Raw genomic sequence first — 22,348 nt, forward strand, 5'->3', positions numbered from 1 at the left:
ACAACATTAATCGCAGGACGGCAGCGGTAACAACCGCCGATCCGGTATTTCTTCGGCAAAAATCGGCGGGTAACACGCACGTTATGCCGTGGCGGCCACCGGAGGCGGGTCGCCCGCTTTGGTGCCCTTCAATTCGGCTTCGGTCAGCGGACCGGGGAAGTGGCAGGCATGGAGATGGGCCGGACTTCCGCGCAAAAGCGGGCGCTCGCTGGCGCAAAGCGCCTGCGCGCGCGGGCAGCGCGTGCGGAAGACGCAGCCCGAGGGCGGCGCCATCGGCGAGGGCAGGTCTCCGCGCAGGGGCACGACATGTTTTTGCCGCGCGATTTGCGGATCGGGCACCGGAACCGCCGACAAAAGCGCCTGCGTATAGGGATGGGCAGGGGCGGTATAAAGCGCCTCGGCCTCGGCCAGTTCCATCACGCGACCAAGATACATTACCAGAACGCGGTCGCTGATATGTTTCATCACCGCCAGATCATGGGCGATGAAGATCAGCGCCAGCCCGAGATCGCGCTGCAGATCCGACAGCAGGTTGATCACCTGCGCCTGGATCGAGACATCAAGCGCCGAGACCGGCTCGTCGCAGATGATCAGCTTGGGCTGGACGATCAACGCCCGCGCGATCCCGATGCGCTGGCACTGTCCGCCCGAGAATTCATGCGGATAGCGGTTGATCTGGTTCGGCAGCAGCCCGACGCGGTCCATCAGATCCTTGACGCGGCTTTTCACGGTGTCGCGCGCCAGCCCGTGATGATGGGTCTGCAAAGGCTCGGCGATGATCTGGCCCACGGTCATGCGCGGGTTGAGGCTGGCGAGCGGATCCTGAAAGATCATCTGGATATCGCTGCGGTAGCGCATCATCTTGCGCGGCGAGAGGCCGACCAGATTGACCCCGTCGGCCCAACGCGCCGTCCCGCTGGCCGGCGCAAGCCCGATCAGCGCCCGCGCGAGCGTCGATTTGCCCGAGCCGCTTTCGCCGACAATGCCCAAGGTCTCGCCCGCCATGAGGTCGAAATCGATCCCGCCCACAGCCTGCAGCTGCATCGGTGCCCGCCACGGCAGATCGCCGCTGCGCCGGACCGGAAAGCTCACGCGCAGATCGCGCACCGAAAGCAAAGGCGCAAGCGCCGGATCGGGCGCCCCATGCTGCGGGGTTGCATCCGTGGTCATGGCTGGTCTCCTCGGGCGGGCGCGGCGGTCGGGTTCGCGGTCAGGTGCGCCTCGGGGCGCTGGACCGGTCCCGCCCAGACATTGGCGATCGGCGAATGGCAGGCGCGGGCGCGCCCGGAGCCGAAGGGCAGGAGCGGCGGCATGGCCTCGCGGCAGATCGCCATCTCGAAACCGCAGCGCGGCGCGAACGGGCAACCGGGCGGCGGGCTGGTCATGTTGGGCGGGCTGCCCGGAATGGCGGACAGCGCCTCGTCGCGCTTGTCGACCCGCGGGATCGCGGCCAAAAGGCCTTGGGTATAGGGATGCGAGGGCGCGGCGAAGATCGGATCGACCGGCGCTTTTTCCATCATGCGGCCGCCATACATCACGACGACGCGTTGGCACGAGCCCGCAACCACACCGAGATCATGGGTGATCAGGATCATCGCCATGCCGAATTCGCGCTGGAGATCGGCCAGAAGCTCCATGATCTGGGCCTGAACCGTGACATCGAGCGCTGTTGTCGGCTCGTCGGCGATCAAAAGCTCGGGCCGGCACAACAGCGACATGGCGATCATCACGCGCTGGCGCATCCCGCCGGAAAACTCGTGCGGAAACAGCCGGATACGGCCTTTTGCATCGGGAATTTTCACCGCATCCAGCATGCGCACGGATTCCGCGACAGCCTGCGCTTTGCCCATTCCCATATGCAGCATCAAGACTTCGGCCATCTGGTCCGAGACCCGCATATAGGGGTTGAGGCTGGTCATCGGGTCCTGAAAGACCATGGCGATGCGGCGCGCACGGATCTTGTTGAGGAGCGTGACCGGCGCATTGAGGATCTCCTCCCCGTCGAAACGGATCGAGCCGCAGGCGCGTCCGTTGCGTGCCAAAAGCCCCATGATCGAAAAGGCGAGCTGGCTTTTGCCCGAGCCGCTTTCTCCGACGACGCCCAAAGTTTCGCCGCGTGCCAGCGACAGGTCGATCCCGTTGACGGCGCGAACCTCGCCGTCGGTGGTGCCAAAGCGGATGTTCAGATCCTTGATCTCGAGCAACATCTCAGCGGTCCTTCGGATCAAGGGCGTCGCGCAGGCCGTCTCCGACGAAGAAGAAGGCGAACAGCGTGATGCAGAAGAAGAAAAGCGGGAACAGAAGCTGCCAGAGCGTACCGTAGCTCATGGTTCCGGCCCCTTCGGAAATCAGCGCGCCCCAGGATGTCAGGGGCTCCTGTACGCCAAGCCCGAGAAAGCTGATGAAGCTTTCCGACATGATCATCAAAGGCACGAGAAGCGTCGCATAGACGGCGACCACGCCCAGAAGATTGGGCACGATATGACGCAAAATAATGCGCCAAGCCGGAACCCCGGTGGCGCGTGCGGCCTCGATGAATTCTCGGTTCTTTATGCTAAGGGTTTGACCGCGAACGATTCTCGACATCTCTAGCCAGGAGATCAGCCCGATACCGAGAAAGAGCATCGACATCGAACGCCCGAAGATGACCAGAAGCAGGATCAGCACGAACATGTAGGGAATGGCGAGCAGGATATCGACGAGGCGCATCATGACCGCATCGACGCGCCCCCCCGCGTAGCCCGCGACCGCGCCGTAAAGCGTGCCGACGACAACCGCGATCCCCGCGCCGATCAGCCCGACCATGAGCGAGACCTGCGTACCCTGCACCGTGCGCGAATAGAGGTCGCGGCCAAGGTCGTCGGTGCCGAAATAATGCCCGCTCGCCCAGCTTGGCGCGCCGAGTTGGGCGGCTTGGCCCATGACGGCAAAGTCCATTTCCTCGTTGGACCAAGTCGCAAAGGCGCTGCCGAAGATCGCGAAAAGCGCGACGAGGACCAGAATGACCAGCCCCGCCATCGCCGCCTTGTTGCGCGCGAAACGGCGGCGCGCATCGGCCCAAGGGCTGCGGCCCCTGACTTCGGCCTCCGCCATACGGCGCGCCAGCCCTTCGATTTTTTGTTGATCGATCATGGACATGGCATCAATACCTGATTTTCGGGTCGATCCATGCGTAAAGCACGTCGACAACCAGCGAGAAAAGAATGGTCAGCGCGCCGACAAGGATCGTGATCCCCATCATCACCGCATAATCGCGGTTGAGCGCTGCATCGACAAAGCTGCGCCCGATCCCTCCGGTCGAGAAATAGATGTCGATCACCACGGATCCGGTGATCATCGAAACGAAAGCGGGACCGAGATAGGAGATCACCGGCAACAGCGCGGGTTTGAGCGCATGGCGGATGATGACGCGGCGCTCGGGCAGCCCCTTGGCGCGCGCGGTACGGATATGGTTCGAGCCCAGCACCTCGAGCATAGAGGAGCGCGTGATCCGCGCGATCGAGGCCATGAAGCTTGTCGACATCGCGATCACCGGCATGATCCAGAAGATCGGCCCGCCCCAGCCGCCTCCGGGCAGCCAACCGAGCCAGAGCGTGAAGACCAGCACCAAAACCGGCGCCATGACAAAGTTCGGCAAAACCTGCGCCCCGATCGAAATCCCGATGGCGAGGTAGTCGAGCCAGGTGTTCTGCCTGATCGCCGCCGCCACGCCGAGCGCCACGCCCACAACCACCGCCGTCACGAAAGCGATCGCGCCATAGGTCAGCGTCACCGGAAAGCCCGCGGCGATGATCTGGTTCACGCTGCGGTCGGGGTAGACGAAGCTCGGCCCGAAATCGAAATGGGCGACGATGCCCCAGACATAGCTGACGATCTGTTTCCACAACGGATCGTCCAGCCCGTATTTCGCATTGAGATTGGCGAGAACCTGCGGCGGCAGGGCGCGCTCTTGCGTGAAGGGCCCGCCGGGGGCTGCATACATCAGCAAGAATGAAATCACGATCAAGACAAGAAGGGTCGGTATGGCGACAGCAAGCCGCCTCAAAATAAAGCCCAGCATCGTTCAGGTTCCGTTGGGTGCCAGTTTCCATGATCCGCGAAGAGAGCCGCCTTGGCCGGAGCGGATCAATTGCTCCGGCCAAGGCGCGATCAGCGGATCACTTTTCGATGCGGTAGAGGTCTTTTGCGTACCAGTTGTTCATCACGTTCTCGGTCGGCAGGCCTTTGATCACGGGGCTGATCATATCGACCTTGGCATAGTGGTAGATCGGGATGAGGGGCATAGCCTGAGCCAGAATGTTCTCGGCGGCGGAATAATCCGAATTCGGATCGGCAGCGGTTTTGGAATCGTCGAGCAGCCGGTCGTAATCCTCGTTCGCGAATTTGCCGTAGTTCATGCCGGTCGAGCGGAAGTAATCGAGGAAGGTCGAGGCCTCGTTGTAATCGGCACACCAAGCATAGCGCGCCATTTCGAAATCACCCGCCTGCATACGGTCGGTATGGACCTTCCATTCGACGTTGTTCAGCGTCAGCTCGACACCGACCTGTTTGAAGAACTGCTGCGCCGCGACCGCGATTTTCTTGTGGTTGTCGTCGGTATTGTACTGCAGCGAGATTTTCAGCGGATTGTCGGGACCGTAACCGGCCTCGGCCAGCAACGCCTTGGCTTTCTCGAGCCGCTCGGCCTGGGTCCAGCCGGCATAATCGATCTGGGGCATCTCGAACCCCTCGATCGCCCAATGCGTCCAGTTATAGGCCGGACGCTGGCCGCCTTGCAGGATCTGGTTGACCACGATGTCGCGCTGCATCGCATAGGATAGGGCCTGACGCACGCGCACGTCCTTCAGCGCCTCGGGTCCTTTTTCGCCGAGGTTGAAGAGATAGGCATAAGAACAGGAATAGGGAATCGAGATCGCCTGATCGGGATGTTCTTTGGCAAGGCGCGGATACTGGCCGGCGGGGATCTGCACGCGGTCGAGCTCTCCGGCGAGATAGCGCGTCAGGGCGACGTTGTTGTCGTTGACGGTCAGAGCCTTAACATGCTCCATCACGACATTGGCCGCATCCCAATAATTGGGGTTTTTCTCCAGCGTGAGCTGGACCCCGAGATCGTGGCTTGCCAGCGTATAGGCACCGTTTCCGACCAGTTTACCCGGCTGGGTCCAGTTGTCGCCTTCGGCCTCGATAACCTTTTGCGGCACGGGGAAGGTCGAGGAATGGGTCAGCATTTTCGTGAAATAGGGGGTCGCGGCGCTGAGTTTGACCTCGAAAGTCAGATCGTCGACCGCCTTGACGCCAAGCGTGTCGGGCGCAGCCTCGCCCTTGACCACGGCGGGGGCGTTCTCGACGTTCATCAGCTCCATATACCACGCATATTCCGACGCGGTCGCGGGATCGGCAAGACGTCGCCACGAATAGACGAAATCATTCGCGGTCACCGGATCGCCGTTCGACCATTTCGCGTCGGGACGCAGGTGGAACGTATAGGTCAGCTTGTCTTCGGACACGTCGAACGAGGTCGCCGCAGCCGCAACCGGAGCCCCTTTGGGATCGTCTTGCAGCAGGCCCTCGAACAGCTGGCGCAGGATGTCCGAGCCCTCGGCATCGGTATTCTTGCCCGGATCGGTCGTCTTGATCGCGTCGAGAAGCCAGAATGTATAGCTTTGGTCGGCGGCGAGTTTCTCACCCTCTGCGGGCTGGACCGCGAGGACGGGCGTGACAATGCCGAGCGTCAGGGCCGTGGTGAGGAAAAGGTTTCGCATCTGGGTTACTCCGCTAAACGGGGGCGTGACAGTCATAATAGTTAAAACCTAACGCAAATATCGGCACCCGGCAAGCACCATAGAGCCTTCCAAGCGCGCGCTGTTTGTGGAAGAACTGCGGCTATGATACCGGAATCCAGCATCTATCTCGTGACGGGCGGCGCACGTTCGGGCAAGTCCGCACTGGCCGAGCGCCTTGTCGAGCGCCTCGCGCGGCAGTCGGGCGGACAGGCCGTCTATATCGCGACGGCACAGGCCTATGATGACGAAATGACGCAGCGTATCGGGCTTCACCGTGCGCGCCGCGATGCAGGCTGGCGCACGATCGAAGAGCCGCGCGAGCTCGCGCAGGCGCTTGCCGACAGTGACGGGCAGGGGGTCCGGTTGGTCGATTGCCTGACGCTCTGGCTCGCCAATATGGAGGGGAGGGCCGATGTCGGCCATCTCTGCACGGTCCTTGCGGCGCAGAAAAGCCCCGTGGTTCTGGTCACAAACGAGCTTGGTCAGGGCATCGTGCCCGACAATGCGCTTGCGCGACAATTCCGCGACGACCACGGCTGGATGAATCAGGCCGTGGCCGAAATCGCGACCGAAGTCTGGATGGCCGTCTCTGGGCTGCCGCTCAGATTAAAACCCCAGGAGCATCCTCTGTGACGCAATTCAACCTCTCCTCGGCCCGTGCAGCGCGCGACCATCAAAACCAGCTGACCAAACCGCCGGGCTCGCTTGGCCGGTTCGAGACTCTCGCCGAATTCATGGCCGGCTGGCAGGAGCGCGCCGATCCGCGCGTCGATCGCGCGCAGGCGGTGGTTTTTGCGGGCAATCACGGGATCTGCGCACGCGGCGTCAATCCGTTTCCCGCCTCCGTCACCGCCCTCATGGTCGAAAATTTCCGCAACGGCGGGGCGGCGATCAACCAGATCTGCCGCGTGGCGGGGGCCGATCTGTCGGTCGTGGCACTGGATCTCGATAGACCGACCGGCGATTTCACCGCCGGTCCCGCGATGGACGCAACCGAAGTGATGCGCGCCATGCATGCCGGTGCACAAGCGGTCGATCCGGCGGCGCAAGTCCTGGTTCTGGGAGAAATGGGGATCGGCAATTCGACGGTGGCGGCGGCTTTGGCGGCGGCGACCTTCGGCGGCTCGGGCGAGGATTGGGTCGGCCCGGGCACCGGCTCGGATGCGGCGGGACTTTCGCTCAAGGCGCGGGTCGTCGATCAGGGGCTCGAGCTTCATGACGCGGCCGAAACCTCGATAGAAACGCTGATGGCCTTTGGCGGGCGCGAGCAGGCGGCGATTTGCGGCGCGGTGATGCGGGCGCGCGAATTGCGCATTCCGGTGATCCTCGACGGTTTCATCTGCTCGGCGGCAGCGGCCGTCCTGCTGCGCGATGATCCCGATGCTTTGGCCCATTGCCTTGTCGGCCACCTCAGCCTCGAACCCGGCCACCGCCGCCTTGTCACCGCCATGAAGAAAGATCCGGTTCTCGCGCTCGACATGCGGTTGGGCGAGGGCAGCGGCGCCGCGGTCGCGCTGATGATCCTGCGCGCGGCGCTGGAATGCCACAACGGCATGGCGAGCTTTGCCGAGGCAGGGATCAGTGCCTGAGGCAGTCGCGGGCTTTCTGCTGGCACTGGTCTGGTTGACGCGCCTGCCGGTCGGAGGGTTTCTGCCCGTCGATCCGCCACCCCTTGCCCGCGCGGCCTGGGCCTTCCCGCTGGTGGGCCTCGTTGTGGGCAGCATCGCCGCTGCGGTTTTCGCCGCAACCATGGCGCTCGGCCTGCCGCAAGCCTTGGCCGCGATCCTTGCCGTCGCCGCAATGGTCTGGCTGAGCGGCGGGTTGCACGAAGACGGGCTGGCCGATCTTGCCGACGGGATGGGCGGGCCGAACCGCGAGCGCCGGCTCGAGATCATGCGCGATTCCCGCATCGGCAGCTACGGCGCGCTGACGCTGGGTCTGGTCACCGCGATCCGCATCACCGCGCTGGCCGTCCTGCCGGTCCCCGCGGCAATCGGCGCATTTTTTACTCTTCCCGCGCTGTCGCGCGCCATGATGGTCGCGACCATGGTCATGCTGGCGCCTGCGCGCGCGGACGGGCTGGGCAAGGCGGCAGGGCGCCCCTCCGCAAGCCTTGTCGCAATCGCGGGTCTTTTGGCGCTAAGCCTTTGTGCCGTTGCGTCCCTTTCGGGTCTCTGGCCCGGTTTCTGGCCGGCGGCGGGCGTCATTTTGGCCGCCTGCGCCGCAACGCTCCATATCCAGCGCCTTGCCCGCAACAAACTCGGCGGGCTGACCGGCGATGTTCTGGGCGCGGTCCAGCAAGTCTCCGAGGCGGCCGCATTGCTTGTTTTGGCGGCGGCGCTCGCAGAAAAGCTGTAGAATCTCAAGCCGATCAAACGTATGGGTCGATCTTAATTCTGTCACGGCCCGCGCCGTCCGCTTTATGGACGCAGACGGGCGAAAGGCAGCGGCTTCAGATTGGGGGTAGCGATGGGTGGCCTTCTGGCCCTTTCAAAAGGCATCGACCGGTTCAACACTTTTGTCGGCAAAAATGTCAGCTGGCTTATTCTGGTTGCGGTCTTCGTCAGCGCAGGCAATGCCATTGTCCGCAAGGTTTTCAACACATCCATGAACGCATGGCTGGAGTTGCAGTGGTATCTCTTCGGCGCGGCCTTCATGGGCGCGGCTGCCTATACCTTGCTGATGAACGAGCATATCCGCATCGACATCCTTTACGGGCGCTGGTCGCGTCGGGTGCAGCACTGGATCGACCTGATCGGCACGCTGCTTTTCCTGCTGCCTTTCGCGGCACTGATGGTCTTCTACCTTTACCCTTGGGCTTTGCGTTCCTACCGCAGCGGTGAAATGTCGCCCAATGCCGGGGGGCTGATCATCTGGCCCGCGAAATTCATCCTGCTCGCGGGCTTTACCATGCTGCTCGCGCAAGGGATCTCCGAGCTGATCAAGAAGATCGCCGTCATGCGCGGCGTGATCGCCGATCCCAACCCCTATGTGACCCAGCACGAGGCAGCCGAGATCGAGGCAGCCGACATGCTCAAGACGATGCAGGACGGGCTCGCGGCCGGTGACGCCGAACCCGCTGCGGAGGTCCGCAAATGATGCATCTCATCGCCGAGAACATGGCGCCGATCATGTTCCTCTCTCTGGTCGTCTTTCTGCTTCTGGGCTATCCGGTGGCCTTCGCTTTGGCGGCGAACGGGCTGTTGTTCTTTCTGATCGGGGTCGAGCTGGCGCCGCTCTCGGGCGGCACGATTTCGCTCGATTGGCCGCTTCTGGGCACGCTTCCGAACCGGATGTGGGCGCAGCTCGCCAACGAGACCATGCTCGCCATTCCCTTCTTCACCTTCATGGGGATCATTCTCGAGAAATCCGGCATGGCCGAGGATCTTCTCGACACGATCGGCCAGCTGTTCGGTCCGATCCGCGGCGGTCTGGCCTATGCGGTCATTCTGGTCGGCGCGCTTTTGGCGGCAACGACCGGCATCGTGGCCGCATCCGTCATCGCGATGGGGCTGATCTCGCTGCCGATCATGCTGCGCTACGGCTATGACCGGCGCGTCGCCTCGGGGGTGATTGCGGCATCGGGGACTTTGGCCCAGATCGTGCCGCCCTCGCTGGTGCTGATCGTGCTGGCCGACCAGCTGACCGTCTCGGTCGGCGCGATGTATCAAGGGGCGATGCTGCCCTCGCTGATGCTGACGGGCTGCTATGTGCTCTTCATCTTCCTGCTGTCGATCTTCCGCCCCAATGCCGTGCCCGCCCTTCCCAAAGAGGCGCGGACCCTCGGCCATGGCGTGACTTCGCTTCTGGTCGTGGTCGCGGTTTCGGCAGCGGCGGCCTATGCGAGCTTTCACTACCTCCATCCGCGCTTGGGCGTCGATGCCGACATGATCGCGGTGATGGTCGGGGCAGGGCTTGCCTATGCTCTCGCGCTGGCCGACCGTTATCTGAAGCTCGGTCTGATGTCGCATCTGGCGCAGCAGGTGGTGATTGTGCTGATCCCGCCGCTGGCGCTGATCTTCCTCGTGCTCGGCACGATCTTCCTCGGGATCGCGGCCCCGACCGAGGGCGGCGCGATGGGTGCGGCCGGTGCGCTTTTGCTGGCTGTCGCCAAAAAACGCCTGACCTTCCAGACCCTGAAATCGGCTCTGGAATATACCACCCGCCTCTCGGCCTTCGTCATGTTCATCATGATGGGCGCAAGGGTCTTTTCGCTGACCTTCTACGGCGTCAACGGCCATCTGTGGATCGAGCACCTGCTGGTCTCGCTGCCGGGCGGCGAGATGGGCTTTGTCATCTTCGTCTCGATTCTGGTGTTCTTCCTTGCCTTCTTCCTCGATTATTTCGAGCTGGCCTTCATCATCGTGCCGCTTCTTGTGGCACCGGCGAAGGCGATCGGGATCGATCTTGTGTGGTTCGGCGTGATCCTCGGCATCGTGATGCAAACCTCCTTCATGCATCCGCCCTTCGGTTTCTCGCTGCACTTCCTGCGCTCGGTCGCGCCGCGACAGGCCTACAAGGACCATGTCACCGGCAGAACGATCCAGCCGGTCACCTCGGGGCAGATCTATCTCGGCGCCATCCCCTTCATGCTCTTGCAGCTGTTGATGGCGGTGACCGTGGTCTTGTTCCCGACCTTGGTGACAGGCAGCAAGGAGGCCGCAACGGGGGCGACCTCGGCTCCGGCCTTCGAGCTGCCGAGCCTCGGCGCACCGAGCCAGTCGGGCGGCGCACCGGCCATCGGCAACCAGCCCGCTTTGCCGGGCCTCGCACCGCTTGATTTCGGCGGCGCTCCGGTTGCGGTTCCGGCGGCACCGGCGCCCGCCGCAGCACCTGCTGGCGCGAACAGCCTGCCCGGATTGGCACCGCTCGATCTGGGCGCGCCGGCGGCTGTCGCACCAGCTGCGCCCGCTCCTGCAAGCCCCGCACCTGCTGCGCCCAACAGCTTGCCCGGCCTCGGCACACCGCCAGGGCTGGAGGGCGCGAGCGCGCCGAGCGATGGGGCGGCACCCGCCGCGCCGGCAGGGGCAAACAGCCTGCCGGGTCTGGGAACGCCGCCCGGCCTGTGACCCCGAAAGCAAAAGCCCCGAGGAAACCTCGGGGCTTTTGCCATATCCGGTGCGGCACGATCCAAAACCCGTCACGCCAATGCAAAAGGCCCCCGAAGGGGCCTTTTTCCGTTTTGCACCGCTGCGGCGATCAGAGACGCTTCTGACCGTTCAGCTGCATCATGTAATAGTCGTACTGGAAATCGACGAGCTGGGTGTAGGTGTAGTGCTCCGAGCGGAATGCCTTGATCGAATCCCAAAGCTTCTTGAACCATTCGTGCTTGGCGCTCATCTCGTCATAAACGGTATTCGCGGCGTCGAATGCGGCCGACATGATCTCGGGCGCGAAGCTGCGGATCTGCGCGCCTTCCTGAACCAGACGCAAAAGCGCCTTGGGGTTGTTCCAATCGTAATCCGCGATCATCTTGTTGTCGGCTGCGCGGGCACAGGCGCGCACGATCGCCTGATAATTGGCGGGCAGGGCCTCGAACTTCTCCTTGCTGAAGAAGAAGTGGACGGTCGGGCCGCCTTCCCAGAAACCGGGAGCGTAGTAATAGGGCGCGACCTTCACGAAGCCGAGCTTTTCGTCGTCATAGGGACCGGTGAATTCGACCGCATCCAGCGTGCCTTTTTCCAGCGCCGGATAGATGTCGCCGCCCGCGAGCTGCTGCGGCACGACGCCCAGACGCTCGAGCACATAGCCCGCAAAGCCGCCGACGCGGAATTTCAGACCTTTGAGGTCGTCCACCGTGTTGATTTCCTTGCGGAACCAGCCGCCCATCTGCACGCCGGTATTGCCGCCCGGAAGCGCAAAAAGCCCGTGCTGGGACAGGAATTCGTTATAAAGATCAATGCCGCCGCCGGCATAGTTCCATGCGTTCATCCCGCGATAGTTCAACGAGAAGGGAATGGCCGAGCCGACAGCCCAAGCGGGATCCTTGCCCCAATAGTAATAGCCGACGGTATGGGCCATTTCGACCGTACCCTCTTGCACGGCATCGGCCGCCTGAAGGCCGCCCACGATCTCGCCCGCCGAGAAGGACTGGATCTTGAATTTGCCGTCGGTGGCTTCCTCGACCAGTTTCGCGAAATATTCGCCCGTGCCGTAAAGCGTGTCGGTCGATTTCGGGAAGGACGAGGTCATCCGCCACGAAATCGACGGGTTTTCCTGAGCGATTGCGGGCGCAGCCAAAGTCGCACCTGCCGCCGCAGCCGCACCACCGATCGAAGCACGGGTCAAAAACGCGCGACGGTCAAAATTCTTCTTCTCGGTCATAGATCCTCCGGAATTCCCGATCTCATCCCTTTAGGGGATAATTCACGCGGCATTTTGCCCTCTGCCTGCCCCCGTGTCGAGACCTTTGCCCAAGCGGTGCGCCCGAACTGCCCGAGGATCAGGCGGATTTCAAAGACTTCCCCGCCCCGCCGGATAAAGGGGGCGCAAAAGCTCCGGCAAAAGAGGCGAAAAGCGGCATGCAAGCCACAGGGGCGAGATCTGCATCTAGTAGCTTCATTGGGGTTCTACCCAACAGCTTTGGAAGTCCCTATAGTGGATGGGGTCAGTCATTTGCAGGGGACTATCAATGCGCTGCCCGTTCTGCGGAAATGTCGATACGCAGGTCAAGGACTCGCGTCCGGCCGAAGATAATGTGGCGATCCGTCGCCGCCGCTTCTGTCCTGCCTGTGGCGGACGGTTCACGACCTATGAGCGGGTGCAGCTGCGCGATCTCGTGGTGATCAAATCGACCGGCAGACGCGAGGATTTCGACCGCTCCAAACTCGAGCGCTCGATCCGCATCGCCATGCAGAAACGTCCTGTCGAGCCCGAGCGGATCGACCAGATGATCTCGGGCATCGTGCGGCGGCTTGAAAGCCTCGGCGAATCCGATGTCTCATCGAAGGTCATCGGCGAGATCGTGATGGAGACCCTCTCGCGGATCGACACCGTCGGCTACGTCCGCTTTGCCAGCGTTTACAAGAATTTCCAGGCGGCGGATGATTTCGACAAGTTCGTCTCGGAGCTGCGTCCGGCAGCTTTGGAAGAGTGAGCCGGCAGGCAGGCAGCGATGATCTGCGCCACATGGCCCATGCTTTGCGCATGGCGCGGCGCGGTCTCGGCAATGTCTGGCCCAATCCTGCGGTCGGCTGCGTCATCGTCAAAGAGGACCGCATCGTCGGGCGTGGCTGGACCCAGCCGGGCGGGCGTCCCCATGCCGAGCCGGTCGCCTTGGCACAAGCAGGCGAGGCGGCGCGCGGCGCGACCGTCTATGTCACGCTCGAACCCTGTTCACATTACGGCAAAAGCCCGCCCTGCGCCGAGGCGCTGATCCGCGCGGGCGTCGCGCGCGTCGTTGCGGCTTTCGTCGATCCCGATCCGCGGGTTGGCGGGCGCGGTATTGCGCTTTTGCGCGATGCCGGCATCGAAGTAACCGTGGGCGTCCGCGAGGACGAGGCACGCATGCTTCAGCGCGGCTTTCTGTCGCGCATCACCGTTGGTCGTCCGATGCTGACGCTCAAACTTGCGACCAGTTTCGACGGGCGCATCGCTTTGGCTTCGGGCGAGAGCCAATGGATCACCGGCCCCGAGGCGCGCCGCCATGTCCATGCCTTGCGCCTGAGCCATGACGCGATCATGGTGGGCGGCGGCACGGCACGGGCCGATCACCCCTCGCTGAATGTGCGCGGCTTTGGTGTGGTGAAACAGCCGGTCCGCGTGATTGCCTCCTCGGGAGACCTGCCTGATTTGCCGCCCGAAGGGCAGGATTTCGGCCCGCTTTGGCAGATCTCGGGCACTGATGCTCCGGCGCTGATGGCCGAGCTGGGCCGGCGCGGATTGACGCGGGTTTTCTGCGAGGGCGGCGGCCAGCTTGCCGCCTCGCTTTTGCAGGCGGGTCTGGTCGACGAGTTGGTGGGCTACGGCGCGGGCGTGGTGATCGGTGCGGGCGGGAGACCGGCCATCGGTGCGCTCGATGTCGCAAGGCTTGCCGATGCGCCGCGCTTTGCCTTGATGGAAAGCCGCCGCATCGGGCCGGATCTGTTCCACCGCTGGACCCGCGAGGCCTAGAGCCCGCGTCTAGCGCCGCCACATCCAGGCATAGCTGCTGGCCGCGCCTTGGGCCTTGGCCAGAATCCGCGAAAACCTGCCCTGCATGCGCAGCTCGGCATCGCTCAGGCGCTCGATCGCGACTTCGGGCGGGCAGGGCAGATTGGAAACCGGATCGAAATAACGCGGATAGGCGATCAGCGCGGCATGGGCGAAACAGACCGGATCGGGCCGCGCCTGCCGGCGTTCGGGGACAGGGCCAAGGTCCCGGGTCAGACCCCAACCCGCGTAGAATGGCGCGCCGAGGGTTGTCACCGGAATGCCGCGCAAAAGCGCTTCGAACCCCATGGTCGAGGTCATCGTCCATAGCGCGTCGATCTGGTCGAAGAGCGCGGCGGCACTGGCCTTGCGCGCGACAACATCCGCCAGCGCTGCCATCTCGGCTTCGGGGACGAGGCCCGGGCGCAGGCCTGCTTCGACATCGGGGTGGGGCTTGTAGATCAGGACCGCATCGGGATTTTCGGCGCGCACCCGCCGCAAAAGGGCGAGATTGCTGCGCTCGGCACCGGCGCCAAGCCGGATCGAGGCATCATCCTCGACCTGACCGGGTACCAGAATGCGGTAACCGGCGGGCAGATCGGGAACACCTCCATCGACATTATACTTGGTTATTCCAAGCTCTTGCAGTGACTTCATCAACTCTTTCGAGCGCAAATCACCCGCGGGCGGCGCGGGCTCTTCGAGCAGGGCCTCGAAACGGCTCGGTCGGGTCGGGTCGTAGTAGATTCCGAGATCGTCCATCACCAGCGAGAGCGGCGGCACCAGCGCCGCGCCCAGACCGCGCGAGCGGATGAAGCCGTCCTCGATCCGCGCGGCCTGCGGCACATCCGCCGCGCGATTGGCCCAGGCGATGGTGACATCAGGCCCGGGCTTGTCGGTGAAGCGCAATCCTTTGCCGCTGCCGAAAAAGCGTGTGAGCGGGCCGCGTTTCCACAGCCGCATGCCATAGGCCAAATGCCCCGCATGATCGTCGCGCCAAGCACGGGCCTCGGCCTCGATCTGGCGCAACGCCCCCTCGAAATCGGTGAGGCGGTCGCGGCAGGGATCATACCAAACCGGCGCGAGCAGGTGGCTCGCGGCAAACAGCGCCTCGATCGGCGCATCCATGCGGCGGGCAAAACGCTGCTCGTCCGCGCTTCGGCCCCAGCCCGCGTAAAAGGGCGTGCCGAAAATGCGGGGGCGGTGGCCTGCGAGCATCGCCTCGAAGCCGAGCTGCGACGAAAACGCATAGACCTGCGCCGCACCCTGCGCCAAGCGCCAAGGCGAAACCGGCCCGTCGCAAAACGCCTCGCCGGCTCGCAGATCCGCTGCGGTGAAATGCCCCTGACGCAGACCCGCCGAGGTTTCGGGATGGCTGCGGATCACGATGCGGGCCTGCGGATTTTCGTCCCGCGCGGCCGCGAGCATCGCAAGGAACTCGGCGCGACCGGCCCCTCCCAGCGAGGCATCGCCGCGCGTCTGGTCGATCACCAGCACATAGCCCGCCTCGGGCAGGGGCTGGTCCGGCAGATGGGCGTTGTACTTGGACAAATCGGCCGCAATCAGACGCGCGATCGCCGCGCGGGCTTGGGGGACAAGCGCTGCGGCCTCGGCGCTCGGGATCAGGCTTTCGATCAGCGAGGGCTGTTCGGGGTCGAAATGGAGGCCGAGCGGATCGATCAACAGCCCGATCGGGCCGCGCTTGGCCACAGCCCCCTTGCCGCGGCCCGGCAGGATCGAGCGCAGAAACGCATCCTCGACGCGCATAACCGGCAGGCCTTTGCGGGCGGCAATCGCCTCGCCGCGCCAAGCGGTCGGGCTTTTGCCCCAGACCGCCACCGCATCACCGGCGCCTGGCAGGCCGATTTGCGGACGCAATCCGGCAAGTTCCATGATGCGGCGAACGCGGCCTTGCCGCAAAAGGCCGCCGTTGAATGCGAAAATCCGCCGGGGGGAAAACCCGGCGGATCTGAAGGAAAGCTCCCTCATGCGTTAGTTGAAGGCCCGGCTGGACGCGCCGACATCGGCGGCGGTACCCGTGACCGAGCGCAGGGTTTTCTGCCACTGCACGAAAGGTGCCTCGGTGACATAGACCGTATCGCCGTCGCGGATCTGGAAGTCGCGGGCGAGGAACATCCCGTCAGGCTTGGTCAGATCGAGAATATAGGCGACGCGCTGGGTGCCGACGAGCGAGGGCTTGCCGGTAACCGCACGGGCAACCGATTGCGATTCACTGCGCATGATGAAGACGCCGGTCGGATCGGCCAGCTGGGTCTGGAGACCGCCGACCATGGCGATCGCCTCGATCGCGCTGACCTCGTCATTGCCGAGGGGAACCTTGGTCTGGCCGCCGAATGCGCCAAGCGCGGTGAAGTTGCGCTGGTCTTCTTCGACCAGAACCACGTCGCCCGGACGCAGCGCGATATCGTTGCTCGAGCTGGAGTAGAGATCGCGCAGCCAGACTTTGCCGCTCGAATTGCCGCGTTTCACGGTGACGACCGCAACTTCAGGCTCGATCGAGACACCGCCTGCACGTGCCAGCATCGCCGAGAGGGTACGGGTCGGACGCTCGATCGGGAAGACGCCCTGACCGACGACCTTGCCCATGACCGAGACAGTCGCGCCGTCACCGGCCACGCGCGTCACCATGACCTGCGGGTCGGGCGTCTGCGACGAAAGCTTTTCGGTGATCTGGCTGCGCAGCTCTTCGGGGGTCGAGCCCGAGGCCTTCACGCGACCGGCATAGGGCACGAAGATATAGCCGTTGCTGTCGACCTGCAGCTCCTGCAGCTGGGTCGAGCTTTGCCCGAGCGAGGCCAGAAGCCCGTCATCGACGTTCTCCCAGATCGAAAGGCCCAGAACGTCGCCCGGACGGATCGTGTCGGCACCGACCTGACCGGCGTTGCGGAAATCGGACGAAAAGCCGTAGGAGGGCGCAAAGTTCGCCGCGCGGATGACGCTGTCGCTGGCCATGACGATCTGGCTGGTTCCGCCATTCTCGATCGAGCCGGACATGATCTCTTTCTTGGTCGGGCCGGATCGCGGCAGGCCGCAGGCCGTCACCGCCAGAACCGCCCCGATCAGCGCCACACGGCACATCCGTCCGGCAAGGCTGTTTGCCGAGGCAGTCTTGCGCGAGGGGGCCTGCACCGGCATCCGCGACTGGAAACTCAGGTCTGTCAAAGTAATACTCCTGTCCACTCCTGCGATTCCGTGCGGGCGGAACGCTGTTTTTTGGCAAATTAGCGCAGAGTTTCCGGCATTTCCACCGATTTGCGACAATATGAAAGATTGCTTAGTCTTTGACGTCGCTGAGCTGCTGGCGGTGCTGGCTCCGGCCGGTTGCAAGCGCGTCATAGGGATCATCCGCAGCGAGCACGAGATCGACCACCAGCCGCAGCGCATGGGCCCGCGAATGGGCCGCGTAAAAGCCGCCGGGCACCTGACTGGTTTCAAGCAGATAGTCGCGGTAAATGCCGTAGGCGCGCTGGCTCGGGCGGTCGGGCGCGTCGAAGAAATCCGCCAGCGGCTGTTTGGAGATCAGGTCGGGTTTGTCATAGACCGCACGCCCCATCGAGCGCACCGGCAGACCGCGCCACAAGGCCTGTTGCGCCGCCGTCGAATTCACCGTTACCGCCGCCCGTGCCTGCGCCAGCAGCCGCGCGAGCTTGCCGCCGCGCACATAATGGACGCGTTTGCCGATCTTGAGCGCCTCCGCCTTGGCTTCGACTGCGTGGCGGATGCCGCCGCGACCGTCCTCGAGCGGATGGGCCTTGAAAACGAGGTGGTGGTGGCGCGGCGCGGCGCGGGCGAAATCCTCCATCACCTGATCGGTGAATTCGGACATCCGCGCGAAATCGGAATGGGCGCGAAAGCTTGCGTCATGTTCGAGCTGCATGAGCACCAGCACATAGGGGAAGCCGCCACGTTCTACGGCGCGCGCCTCGCGCATCCGCGCCAGCGCGTCATAGGGCGAGAGCAGAAAGCGGCGGAAGTTAAGCCGGAACTCCTGCAGCACCGAGATCTCGCGATGGGTGCGGTAGCCGGTGTAGCGCCGATTCGCGACGAGAACGAGGAAATGGTAAAGCGCGCCGTAGAATTTGTGCTGGCGCATATCGCCCCAGCGTGCGGGCGGGCGGCGGGTTTCGCCCTTGCGGCCGCGCAAGGACAGCCGCATGTCGCGCAGGCCGATCTCCATCAGCCGCGAATGCCCGTTCGAGCCGCCGCGTTCGTAGGTGATCCAATAGGGGCGCAAATAGCCTTCCTCGAAGACATGCAGGACCAGTCCGCGCTCCTGTGCCGCCGCCCGCGCCGCCGCATGGACCGGCCTGACATCACCGTAAAGCACGAGATCGGTGATCCCTTTTTCGGCCAGCAGGCGCTCCAGATGCTCCGGCCATTCCTCGGGGCTCGCGGTATGGGCGATGTAGTGATCGCGATCGGACCAGAAGAAGCCGTCGCCCGCATTGAAGCCCACACGCCAGACCGTCGCACCTGCTGCGCGCAGCTGCTTGCCGAGCCGGTCGAAGAACGGCCCGTGCGGCCCTTGCAACAGCAAAAACACCCGCTTTTCGGCAGGCATGCGCAGGATCGCGGCGCGGCGCTCGTCGGAGGCGCTGTCGGGGCCGTCCGGAACCGGAGCAGCCTGGGGAGAAGAGGGAGGGGTCATCGGGAAAATAATGTCGTCAAGAAAAACCTTCTCCGCTTCTGACCTCTTTGAGGGAAAAAGGACAGCATTCGTTCTAAATATGGTTTCCCTATAGCAAATATCACGACCGGGCAGGCCGGTCACGCCAAAGAGGCAGGCATCGGAAGGACGCGAAACCGCGGCTCTTGCTTGAAGATCGCCGCGCGAAGACTTACTCACTTCATAACGTGAACGGAAGGGCTCGAGATGTTTACTGGGATCATCACCGACGTCGGCAAGGTTCTGGACGTCGAGATGCGCGGCGACATGCGCGCGCGCATCGGCAGCGCCTATGACATGGCGGGCGTCGATATGGGCGCCTCGATCGCCTGCGACGGCGTTTGCCTGACGGTCGTGGGCAAGGGCGAGGGCTGGTTCGATGTCGATATCTCGGCCGAGACCATCGCCAAGACCTCGATCGGCGCGAACGGCTGGGAAGCCGGCAAGCCGCTCAATCTCGAACGCGCCTTGAAGGTCGGCGACGAGCTCGGCGGCCACATCGTCTCGGGCCATGTCGACGGCGTGGCCGTGATCGAATCCATGACCGACGAGGGCGACAGCACCCGCATCACCTTGCGCGTGCCCGCCGACCTCAAGCGCTTCATCGCGCCCAAGGGCTCGGTCACGCTCAACGGCACCTCGCTGACCGTCAACGAGGTGGACGACGACCTCTTCGGAGTCAATGTCATCCCCCATACCCAAGAGGTGACCACCTGGGGGGCGGCCAAGGTCGGCGATACCGTCAACCTCGAGATCGACATGCTCGCGCGCTATGTCGCGCGTCTGGCCGAAGCGGGAAAGTGAGGCCAAACGCGTGAGCGGGATCGGCCATAACCGGGGACCTGCCGCAGAGGGTGCGGGCTACCGCACCCATTGCTGGCGCGTCGCGCGCCGCGCGCTTCTGGGCGAGCGGCTTCCGGTCGAGGTCGTGCGCAGCCGCGTCCAGCGCGCCAAGGCGCTGGGGCTCGATTACAAGACCTATGCCGGCGTCCGGGCGACGACGGGCAGGGATCTGGTGGCCTTTCTCTATTCGTCGAACGCGCTTGCTGTCTTTCGCCGCGGGCAATCGCCCGAACCGGAGGTGATCGGGCGGATCGCCCGCAGCGCCGCCGTCCCGCATCTGGGCTGTGCGCCCGGGGTGGCGGCAGATGCGCTCGGGCGCGACATCCGCGCAGTCTCGGCCCGTGCTCTGCCCGTTTTCGGGACAAGCTGGGCCGCCATGCGCGACGACATGAAACACTGGTTGCGCGCCGAGGGCCTTCCCGGCGACGCGGTGCTCATGATCGGGGAAACCGATCACGAGCGCGAAATGATGGGCGCAGGCGGGCTCGCCGGATTTATCACGGGCCGCCAATTCTTCGCAGGAGCAGCTGATGAACTATGACAAACCGGGTCCGGTCGAACGCGACTGGTCGGATGCAATCTCGGGGATCGAGGAGATCATCGAGGATGCCCGCAACGGCCGCATGTTCATCCTCGTCGACCACGAGGATCGCGAGAACGAAGGGGATTTCGTCATTCCCGCCCAGATGGCGACGCCCGATGCGATCAACTTCATGGCGACCCACGGCCGCGGCCTGATCTGCCTTGCCATGCCCGGAGAGCGGATCGATGCTCTGGGTCTGGGGCTGATGACGCCCAAGAACTCGACCCGCCACGAAACCGCCTTTACCGTCTCGATCGAGGCGCGCGAGGGGGTGACGACGGGGATTTCGGCGCATGACCGCGCGCGCACGGTTTCGGTCGCGATCGACCCGACCAAAGGCCCTGCCGATATCGCGACGCCGGGCCATGTCTTCCCGCTGCGCGCCCGCGACGGCGGCGTGCTGGTGCGCGCCGGCCATACCGAGGCGGCCGTCGATGTCGCGCGTCTGGCGGGGCTCAATCCTTCGGGCGTGATCTGCGAGATCATGAACGAGGACGGCACCATGGCCCGTCTGCCCGATCTGATCGCGATCGCGCAAAAGCACAGCCTCAAGATCGGCACGATCAGCGATCTGATCGCCTACCGCCGCCGCCACGACAACCTGATCCGCGAATGCTCGCAACGGCCGGTCCATTCGATCCATGGCGGCGACTGGATGCTGCGCATTTTCGCCGATACCGCACAGGGCACCGAGCATATCGTGCTGACCAAGGGCGACATCACCACGGCCGAGCCGGTTCTCGTGCGCATGCATGCGCTTGATCCGCTCCATGACGTGCTTGGGATCGGGCGGCTCGACTCGGGCGATCTGTCCTCGGCCATGAACGAGATCGCCAAGGAGGGTAGGGGCGTGGTCGTACTGATCCGCGATCTGACCAAATCCGTGACCTTCCCCGACGAGGCCTCGCCGCATACTTTGCGCGTCTATGGTCTGGGCGCGCAGATCCTGTCCTCGCTGGGGCTGTCGGATCTGGTCCTTCTGACGAATTCGGCACCGCTGAAGGTGATCGGGCTTGACGCCTACGGGCTTTCGATCCATTCCACCCGACCAATCCCGGAGGAATGATCATGGCTTCCAGTGTCGAACACTACCAGATGCCGCTCCCCGCATTCGATGCGCCGGTGCGGATGCTGATCGTCGTCTCGCCCTATTACAGCGCCATCGCAGGCGAGCTGATTGCCGGCGCGCGCGCGACCGGCGAGGCTGTGGGTGCATCGGTCGACCTGATCGAAGTGCCCGGAGCGCTCGAGATCCCGCCGGCCATCGCGCTGGCCGCGCGCTCGGGGCAATATGACGCCTATGTCGCGCTCGGCTGTATCATCCGTGGCGAAACCACGCATTACGACACCGTTTGCAACGACAGCTCGCGCGGCCTCATGCTTTTGGGCCTCGAGGGACTTGCGGTCGGCAACGGCATCCTGACCGTCGAGAACCCGACCCAGGCCGAGGTTCGCGCCGACCACAAAGGTCAAAACAAAGGTGGCGGTGCCGCCGCGGCGGCTTTGCATCTTCTTGCACTCTCGCGTAGGTATAGCGCTCAAAGCCCGCGCAAAGGTTCCGCCCTGACCCCAGAGCATGACCTCATTCGCCTCGCGGGCGAAATTGACGGACCGACCCAAGCATGAGCGACGAAGACAAGACCCCGAAACGCCCGGACCGGCGCGCCCTGAGCGCGGCCGCCCGACTTTATGCCGTGCAGGCGCTGTTCCAGATGGAAGCCGCCAGCATGTCCGCGAAACGCGTCCGCCGCGAATTCGAGGACTGGCGCATCGGGACCGAATACGAGGGCGAAGTCACGCCCGAAGCCGATGAAGCCCTGTTCACCCGCGTCGTCGAGGATGCGGTGACCTGGCAGTCGAAAATCGACCAGATGACCGACCGCGCTTTGGTCGCCAAATGGCCGATCGACCGCATCGATCCGGTTTTGCGCGCCCTTTTCCGCGCCGCAGGGGCGGAGCTGGTGACGCCGGTCACGCCTCCGAAAGTGGTCATCACCGAATATGTCCGCGTTGCGCAGGCCTTTTTCGACGATGGCCGCGAGGCGAAATTCGTCAATGCGGTTCTCGACCACATGGCCCGCGAAGCGCGGCCCGAAGCCTTTTCCTGAGACCGGCCCCTTGTCCGCGCGCGTCCCATCCGCCCGCGGCAGGAAGCCCGAAATCCGCCCAGCCTTCTTTGCGAGGCTGGGCTTTTTCGTGGCCCGTCGCGAATCTCCAAGCATCCGCTCGGGCCGGATGACCCGCGTTTTGCCCTCGAACAGGACGGATCACGCCGATACGCGCACCGATACAATTCGAGCGAGGCGGCGAAACCGTAGCGAA

General features: G+C 64.0%; 21 protein-coding genes. 12 read left to right on the forward strand and 9 right to left on the reverse strand.

From position 1 onward, the window contains the following. Nucleotides 1-81: 81 nt before the first annotated feature. The 5 genes from ACFFUC_RS05900 to ACFFUC_RS05920 form a co-directional block, all read right to left on the reverse strand. Complete coding sequence (locus ACFFUC_RS05900; RefSeq protein ID WP_377684439.1) at nucleotides 82-1,170, reverse strand: oligopeptide/dipeptide ABC transporter ATP-binding protein; 1,089 nt, start codon at nucleotides 1,168-1,170, stop codon at nucleotides 82-84. Continuing rightward, nucleotides 1,167-2,207, reverse strand: a complete 1,041-nt coding sequence (locus ACFFUC_RS05905; protein WP_377684441.1) for an oligopeptide/dipeptide ABC transporter ATP-binding protein — start codon at nucleotides 2,205-2,207, stop codon at nucleotides 1,167-1,169. The genes ACFFUC_RS05900 and ACFFUC_RS05905 overlap by 4 nt, the downstream gene beginning before the upstream one ends. Nucleotide 2,208: 1 nt before the next feature. Continuing rightward, entirely contained in the window at nucleotides 2,209-3,132 is a 924-nt protein-coding gene (locus tag ACFFUC_RS05910) for an ABC transporter permease subunit (protein ID WP_377684443.1), read from the reverse strand. Between the two features lie 10 nt (nucleotides 3,133-3,142). After that, nucleotides 3,143-4,060, reverse strand: coding sequence for an oligopeptide ABC transporter permease OppB (gene oppB / locus ACFFUC_RS05915; RefSeq protein WP_377684444.1), 918 nt, complete (start codon nucleotides 4,058-4,060; stop codon nucleotides 3,143-3,145). Nucleotides 4,061-4,157: 97 nt separating this feature from the next. After that, nucleotides 4,158-5,762 (reverse strand): peptide ABC transporter substrate-binding protein, encoded by a 1,605-nt coding sequence (locus ACFFUC_RS05920; RefSeq protein WP_377684446.1) that lies wholly within the window; start codon nucleotides 5,760-5,762, stop codon nucleotides 4,158-4,160. A 123-nt stretch (nucleotides 5,763-5,885) separates the two neighbouring features. Between ACFFUC_RS05920 and cobU the strand changes: the two genes are divergently transcribed. From cobU to ACFFUC_RS05945, 5 genes are all read left to right on the forward strand, one after another. Continuing rightward, nucleotides 5,886-6,416 carry a bifunctional adenosylcobinamide kinase/adenosylcobinamide-phosphate guanylyltransferase gene (gene cobU, locus ACFFUC_RS05925; RefSeq protein WP_377684448.1) on the forward strand — a complete coding sequence of 177 codons (531 nt, stop codon included), beginning with the start codon at nucleotides 5,886-5,888 and terminating at the stop codon, nucleotides 6,414-6,416. Next, a complete protein-coding gene (gene cobT / locus ACFFUC_RS05930) occupies nucleotides 6,413-7,372 on the forward strand; it encodes a nicotinate-nucleotide--dimethylbenzimidazole phosphoribosyltransferase (protein ID WP_377684450.1) in 960 nt (319 codons plus the stop codon). The genes cobU and cobT overlap by 4 nt, the downstream gene beginning before the upstream one ends. Further along, entirely contained in the window at nucleotides 7,365-8,141 is a 777-nt protein-coding gene (gene cobS, locus ACFFUC_RS05935; RefSeq protein ID WP_377684452.1) for an adenosylcobinamide-GDP ribazoletransferase, read from the forward strand. Before cobT ends, cobS begins: the two co-directional genes overlap by 8 nt. 111 nt (nucleotides 8,142-8,252) lie before the next feature. Beyond that, nucleotides 8,253-8,882 carry a TRAP transporter small permease subunit gene (locus ACFFUC_RS05940; RefSeq protein ID WP_377684454.1) on the forward strand — a complete coding sequence of 210 codons (630 nt, stop codon included), beginning with the start codon at nucleotides 8,253-8,255 and terminating at the stop codon, nucleotides 8,880-8,882. Then, entirely contained in the window at nucleotides 8,879-10,852 is a 1,974-nt protein-coding gene (locus ACFFUC_RS05945; RefSeq protein ID WP_377684456.1) for a TRAP transporter large permease, read from the forward strand. Before ACFFUC_RS05940 ends, ACFFUC_RS05945 begins: the two co-directional genes overlap by 4 nt. 130 nt (nucleotides 10,853-10,982) lie before the next feature. Here ACFFUC_RS05945 and ACFFUC_RS05950 read toward each other — a convergent pair whose 3' ends face one another. Beyond that, nucleotides 10,983-12,107: a TRAP transporter substrate-binding protein gene (locus tag ACFFUC_RS05950; protein WP_377684458.1), complete on the reverse strand. Its 1,125-nt coding sequence runs from the start codon at nucleotides 12,105-12,107 to the stop codon at nucleotides 10,983-10,985. Between the two features lie 307 nt (nucleotides 12,108-12,414). On the opposite strand from ACFFUC_RS05950, the gene nrdR reads away from it, so the two are divergent. After that, nucleotides 12,415-12,879: a transcriptional regulator NrdR gene (gene nrdR, locus ACFFUC_RS05955; protein WP_377684460.1), complete on the forward strand. Its 465-nt coding sequence runs from the start codon at nucleotides 12,415-12,417 to the stop codon at nucleotides 12,877-12,879. A gap of 32 nt (nucleotides 12,880-12,911) precedes the next feature. Next, nucleotides 12,912-13,895, forward strand: coding sequence for a bifunctional diaminohydroxyphosphoribosylaminopyrimidine deaminase/5-amino-6-(5-phosphoribosylamino)uracil reductase RibD (gene ribD, locus ACFFUC_RS05960; RefSeq protein ID WP_377684748.1), 984 nt, complete (start codon nucleotides 12,912-12,914; stop codon nucleotides 13,893-13,895). 9 nt (nucleotides 13,896-13,904) lie between these two features. Here the strand turns inward: ribD and ACFFUC_RS05965 are convergent, their stop codons facing one another. The 3 genes from ACFFUC_RS05965 to ACFFUC_RS05975 form a co-directional block, all read right to left on the reverse strand. After that, on the reverse strand, nucleotides 13,905-15,806 hold the full coding sequence (locus ACFFUC_RS05965) for a capsule polysaccharide biogenesis protein (protein ID WP_377684462.1): 1,902 nt from the start codon (nucleotides 15,804-15,806) through the stop codon (nucleotides 13,905-13,907). A gap of 99 nt (nucleotides 15,807-15,905) precedes the next feature. Next, nucleotides 15,906-17,012, reverse strand: a complete 1,107-nt coding sequence (locus tag ACFFUC_RS05970; RefSeq protein WP_377684749.1) for a polysaccharide biosynthesis/export family protein — start codon at nucleotides 17,010-17,012, stop codon at nucleotides 15,906-15,908. A 196-nt stretch (nucleotides 17,013-17,208) separates the two neighbouring features. Next, complete coding sequence (locus tag ACFFUC_RS05975) at nucleotides 17,209-18,495, reverse strand: capsule polysaccharide biogenesis protein (RefSeq protein WP_377684751.1); 1,287 nt, start codon at nucleotides 18,493-18,495, stop codon at nucleotides 17,209-17,211. Nucleotides 18,496-18,807: 312 nt separating this feature from the next. Between ACFFUC_RS05975 and ACFFUC_RS05980 the strand changes: the two genes are divergently transcribed. Genes ACFFUC_RS05980 through nusB form a run of 5 tightly spaced genes read left to right on the forward strand, consistent with a single transcriptional unit; the run spans nucleotide 18,808 to nucleotide 22,134 of the window. Further along, nucleotides 18,808-19,404 carry a riboflavin synthase gene (locus ACFFUC_RS05980; protein WP_377684463.1) on the forward strand — a complete coding sequence of 199 codons (597 nt, stop codon included), beginning with the start codon at nucleotides 18,808-18,810 and terminating at the stop codon, nucleotides 19,402-19,404. A 10-nt stretch (nucleotides 19,405-19,414) separates the two neighbouring features. Continuing rightward, a complete protein-coding gene (locus ACFFUC_RS05985) occupies nucleotides 19,415-19,984 on the forward strand; it encodes a hypothetical protein (RefSeq protein WP_377684465.1) in 570 nt (189 codons plus the stop codon). After that, the gene (gene ribB / locus ACFFUC_RS05990; RefSeq protein ID WP_377684467.1) at nucleotides 19,974-21,092 is read left to right on the forward strand and encodes a 3,4-dihydroxy-2-butanone-4-phosphate synthase; all 1,119 of its coding nucleotides are present in this window, start codon (nucleotides 19,974-19,976) and stop codon (nucleotides 21,090-21,092) included. The genes ACFFUC_RS05985 and ribB overlap by 11 nt, the downstream gene beginning before the upstream one ends. Before the next feature lie 2 nt (nucleotides 21,093-21,094). Beyond that, complete coding sequence (locus tag ACFFUC_RS05995; protein WP_377684469.1) at nucleotides 21,095-21,652, forward strand: 6,7-dimethyl-8-ribityllumazine synthase; 558 nt, start codon at nucleotides 21,095-21,097, stop codon at nucleotides 21,650-21,652. Continuing rightward, a complete protein-coding gene (gene nusB / locus ACFFUC_RS06000) occupies nucleotides 21,649-22,134 on the forward strand; it encodes a transcription antitermination factor NusB (protein WP_377684471.1) in 486 nt (161 codons plus the stop codon). Before ACFFUC_RS05995 ends, nusB begins: the two co-directional genes overlap by 4 nt. Nucleotides 22,135-22,348 lie beyond the last annotated feature (214 nt).

This window comes from Paracoccus cavernae, assembly GCF_042430175.1.
Lineage (GTDB): Bacteria > Pseudomonadota > Alphaproteobacteria > Rhodobacterales > Rhodobacteraceae > Paracoccus > Paracoccus cavernae.

Coding starts and splice junctions, on each gene's coding strand:
- ACFFUC_RS05900 (WP_377684439.1), bottom strand. CDS start 1,170: ATGACCACGGATGCAACCCCGCAGCATGGGGCGCCCGATCCGGCGCTT.
- ACFFUC_RS05905 (WP_377684441.1), bottom strand. CDS start 2,207: ATGTTGCTCGAGATCAAGGATCTGAACATCCGCTTTGGCACCACCGAC.
- ACFFUC_RS05910 (WP_377684443.1), bottom strand. CDS start 3,132: ATGATCGATCAACAAAAAATCGAAGGGCTGGCGCGCCGTATGGCGGAG.
- oppB (WP_377684444.1), bottom strand. CDS start 4,060: ATGCTGGGCTTTATTTTGAGGCGGCTTGCTGTCGCCATACCGACCCTT.
- ACFFUC_RS05920 (WP_377684446.1), bottom strand. CDS start 5,762: ATGCGAAACCTTTTCCTCACCACGGCCCTGACGCTCGGCATTGTCACG.
- cobU (WP_377684448.1), top strand. CDS start 5,886: ATGATACCGGAATCCAGCATCTATCTCGTGACGGGCGGCGCACGTTCG.
- ACFFUC_RS05940 (WP_377684454.1), top strand. CDS start 8,253: ATGGGTGGCCTTCTGGCCCTTTCAAAAGGCATCGACCGGTTCAACACT.
- ACFFUC_RS05945 (WP_377684456.1), top strand. CDS start 8,879: ATGATGCATCTCATCGCCGAGAACATGGCGCCGATCATGTTCCTCTCT.
- ACFFUC_RS05950 (WP_377684458.1), bottom strand. CDS start 12,107: ATGACCGAGAAGAAGAATTTTGACCGTCGCGCGTTTTTGACCCGTGCT.
- nrdR (WP_377684460.1), top strand. CDS start 12,415: ATGCGCTGCCCGTTCTGCGGAAATGTCGATACGCAGGTCAAGGACTCG.
- ribD (WP_377684748.1), top strand. CDS start 12,912: ATGGCCCATGCTTTGCGCATGGCGCGGCGCGGTCTCGGCAATGTCTGG.
- ACFFUC_RS05965 (WP_377684462.1), bottom strand. CDS start 15,806: ATGGAACTTGCCGGATTGCGTCCGCAAATCGGCCTGCCAGGCGCCGGT.
- ACFFUC_RS05970 (WP_377684749.1), bottom strand. CDS start 17,012: ATGTGCCGTGTGGCGCTGATCGGGGCGGTTCTGGCGGTGACGGCCTGC.
- ACFFUC_RS05975 (WP_377684751.1), bottom strand. CDS start 18,495: ATGCCTGCCGAAAAGCGGGTGTTTTTGCTGTTGCAAGGGCCGCACGGG.
- ACFFUC_RS05980 (WP_377684463.1), top strand. CDS start 18,808: ATGTTTACTGGGATCATCACCGACGTCGGCAAGGTTCTGGACGTCGAG.
- ribB (WP_377684467.1), top strand. CDS start 19,974: ATGAACTATGACAAACCGGGTCCGGTCGAACGCGACTGGTCGGATGCA.
- ACFFUC_RS05995 (WP_377684469.1), top strand. CDS start 21,095: ATGGCTTCCAGTGTCGAACACTACCAGATGCCGCTCCCCGCATTCGAT.
- nusB (WP_377684471.1), top strand. CDS start 21,649: ATGAGCGACGAAGACAAGACCCCGAAACGCCCGGACCGGCGCGCCCTG.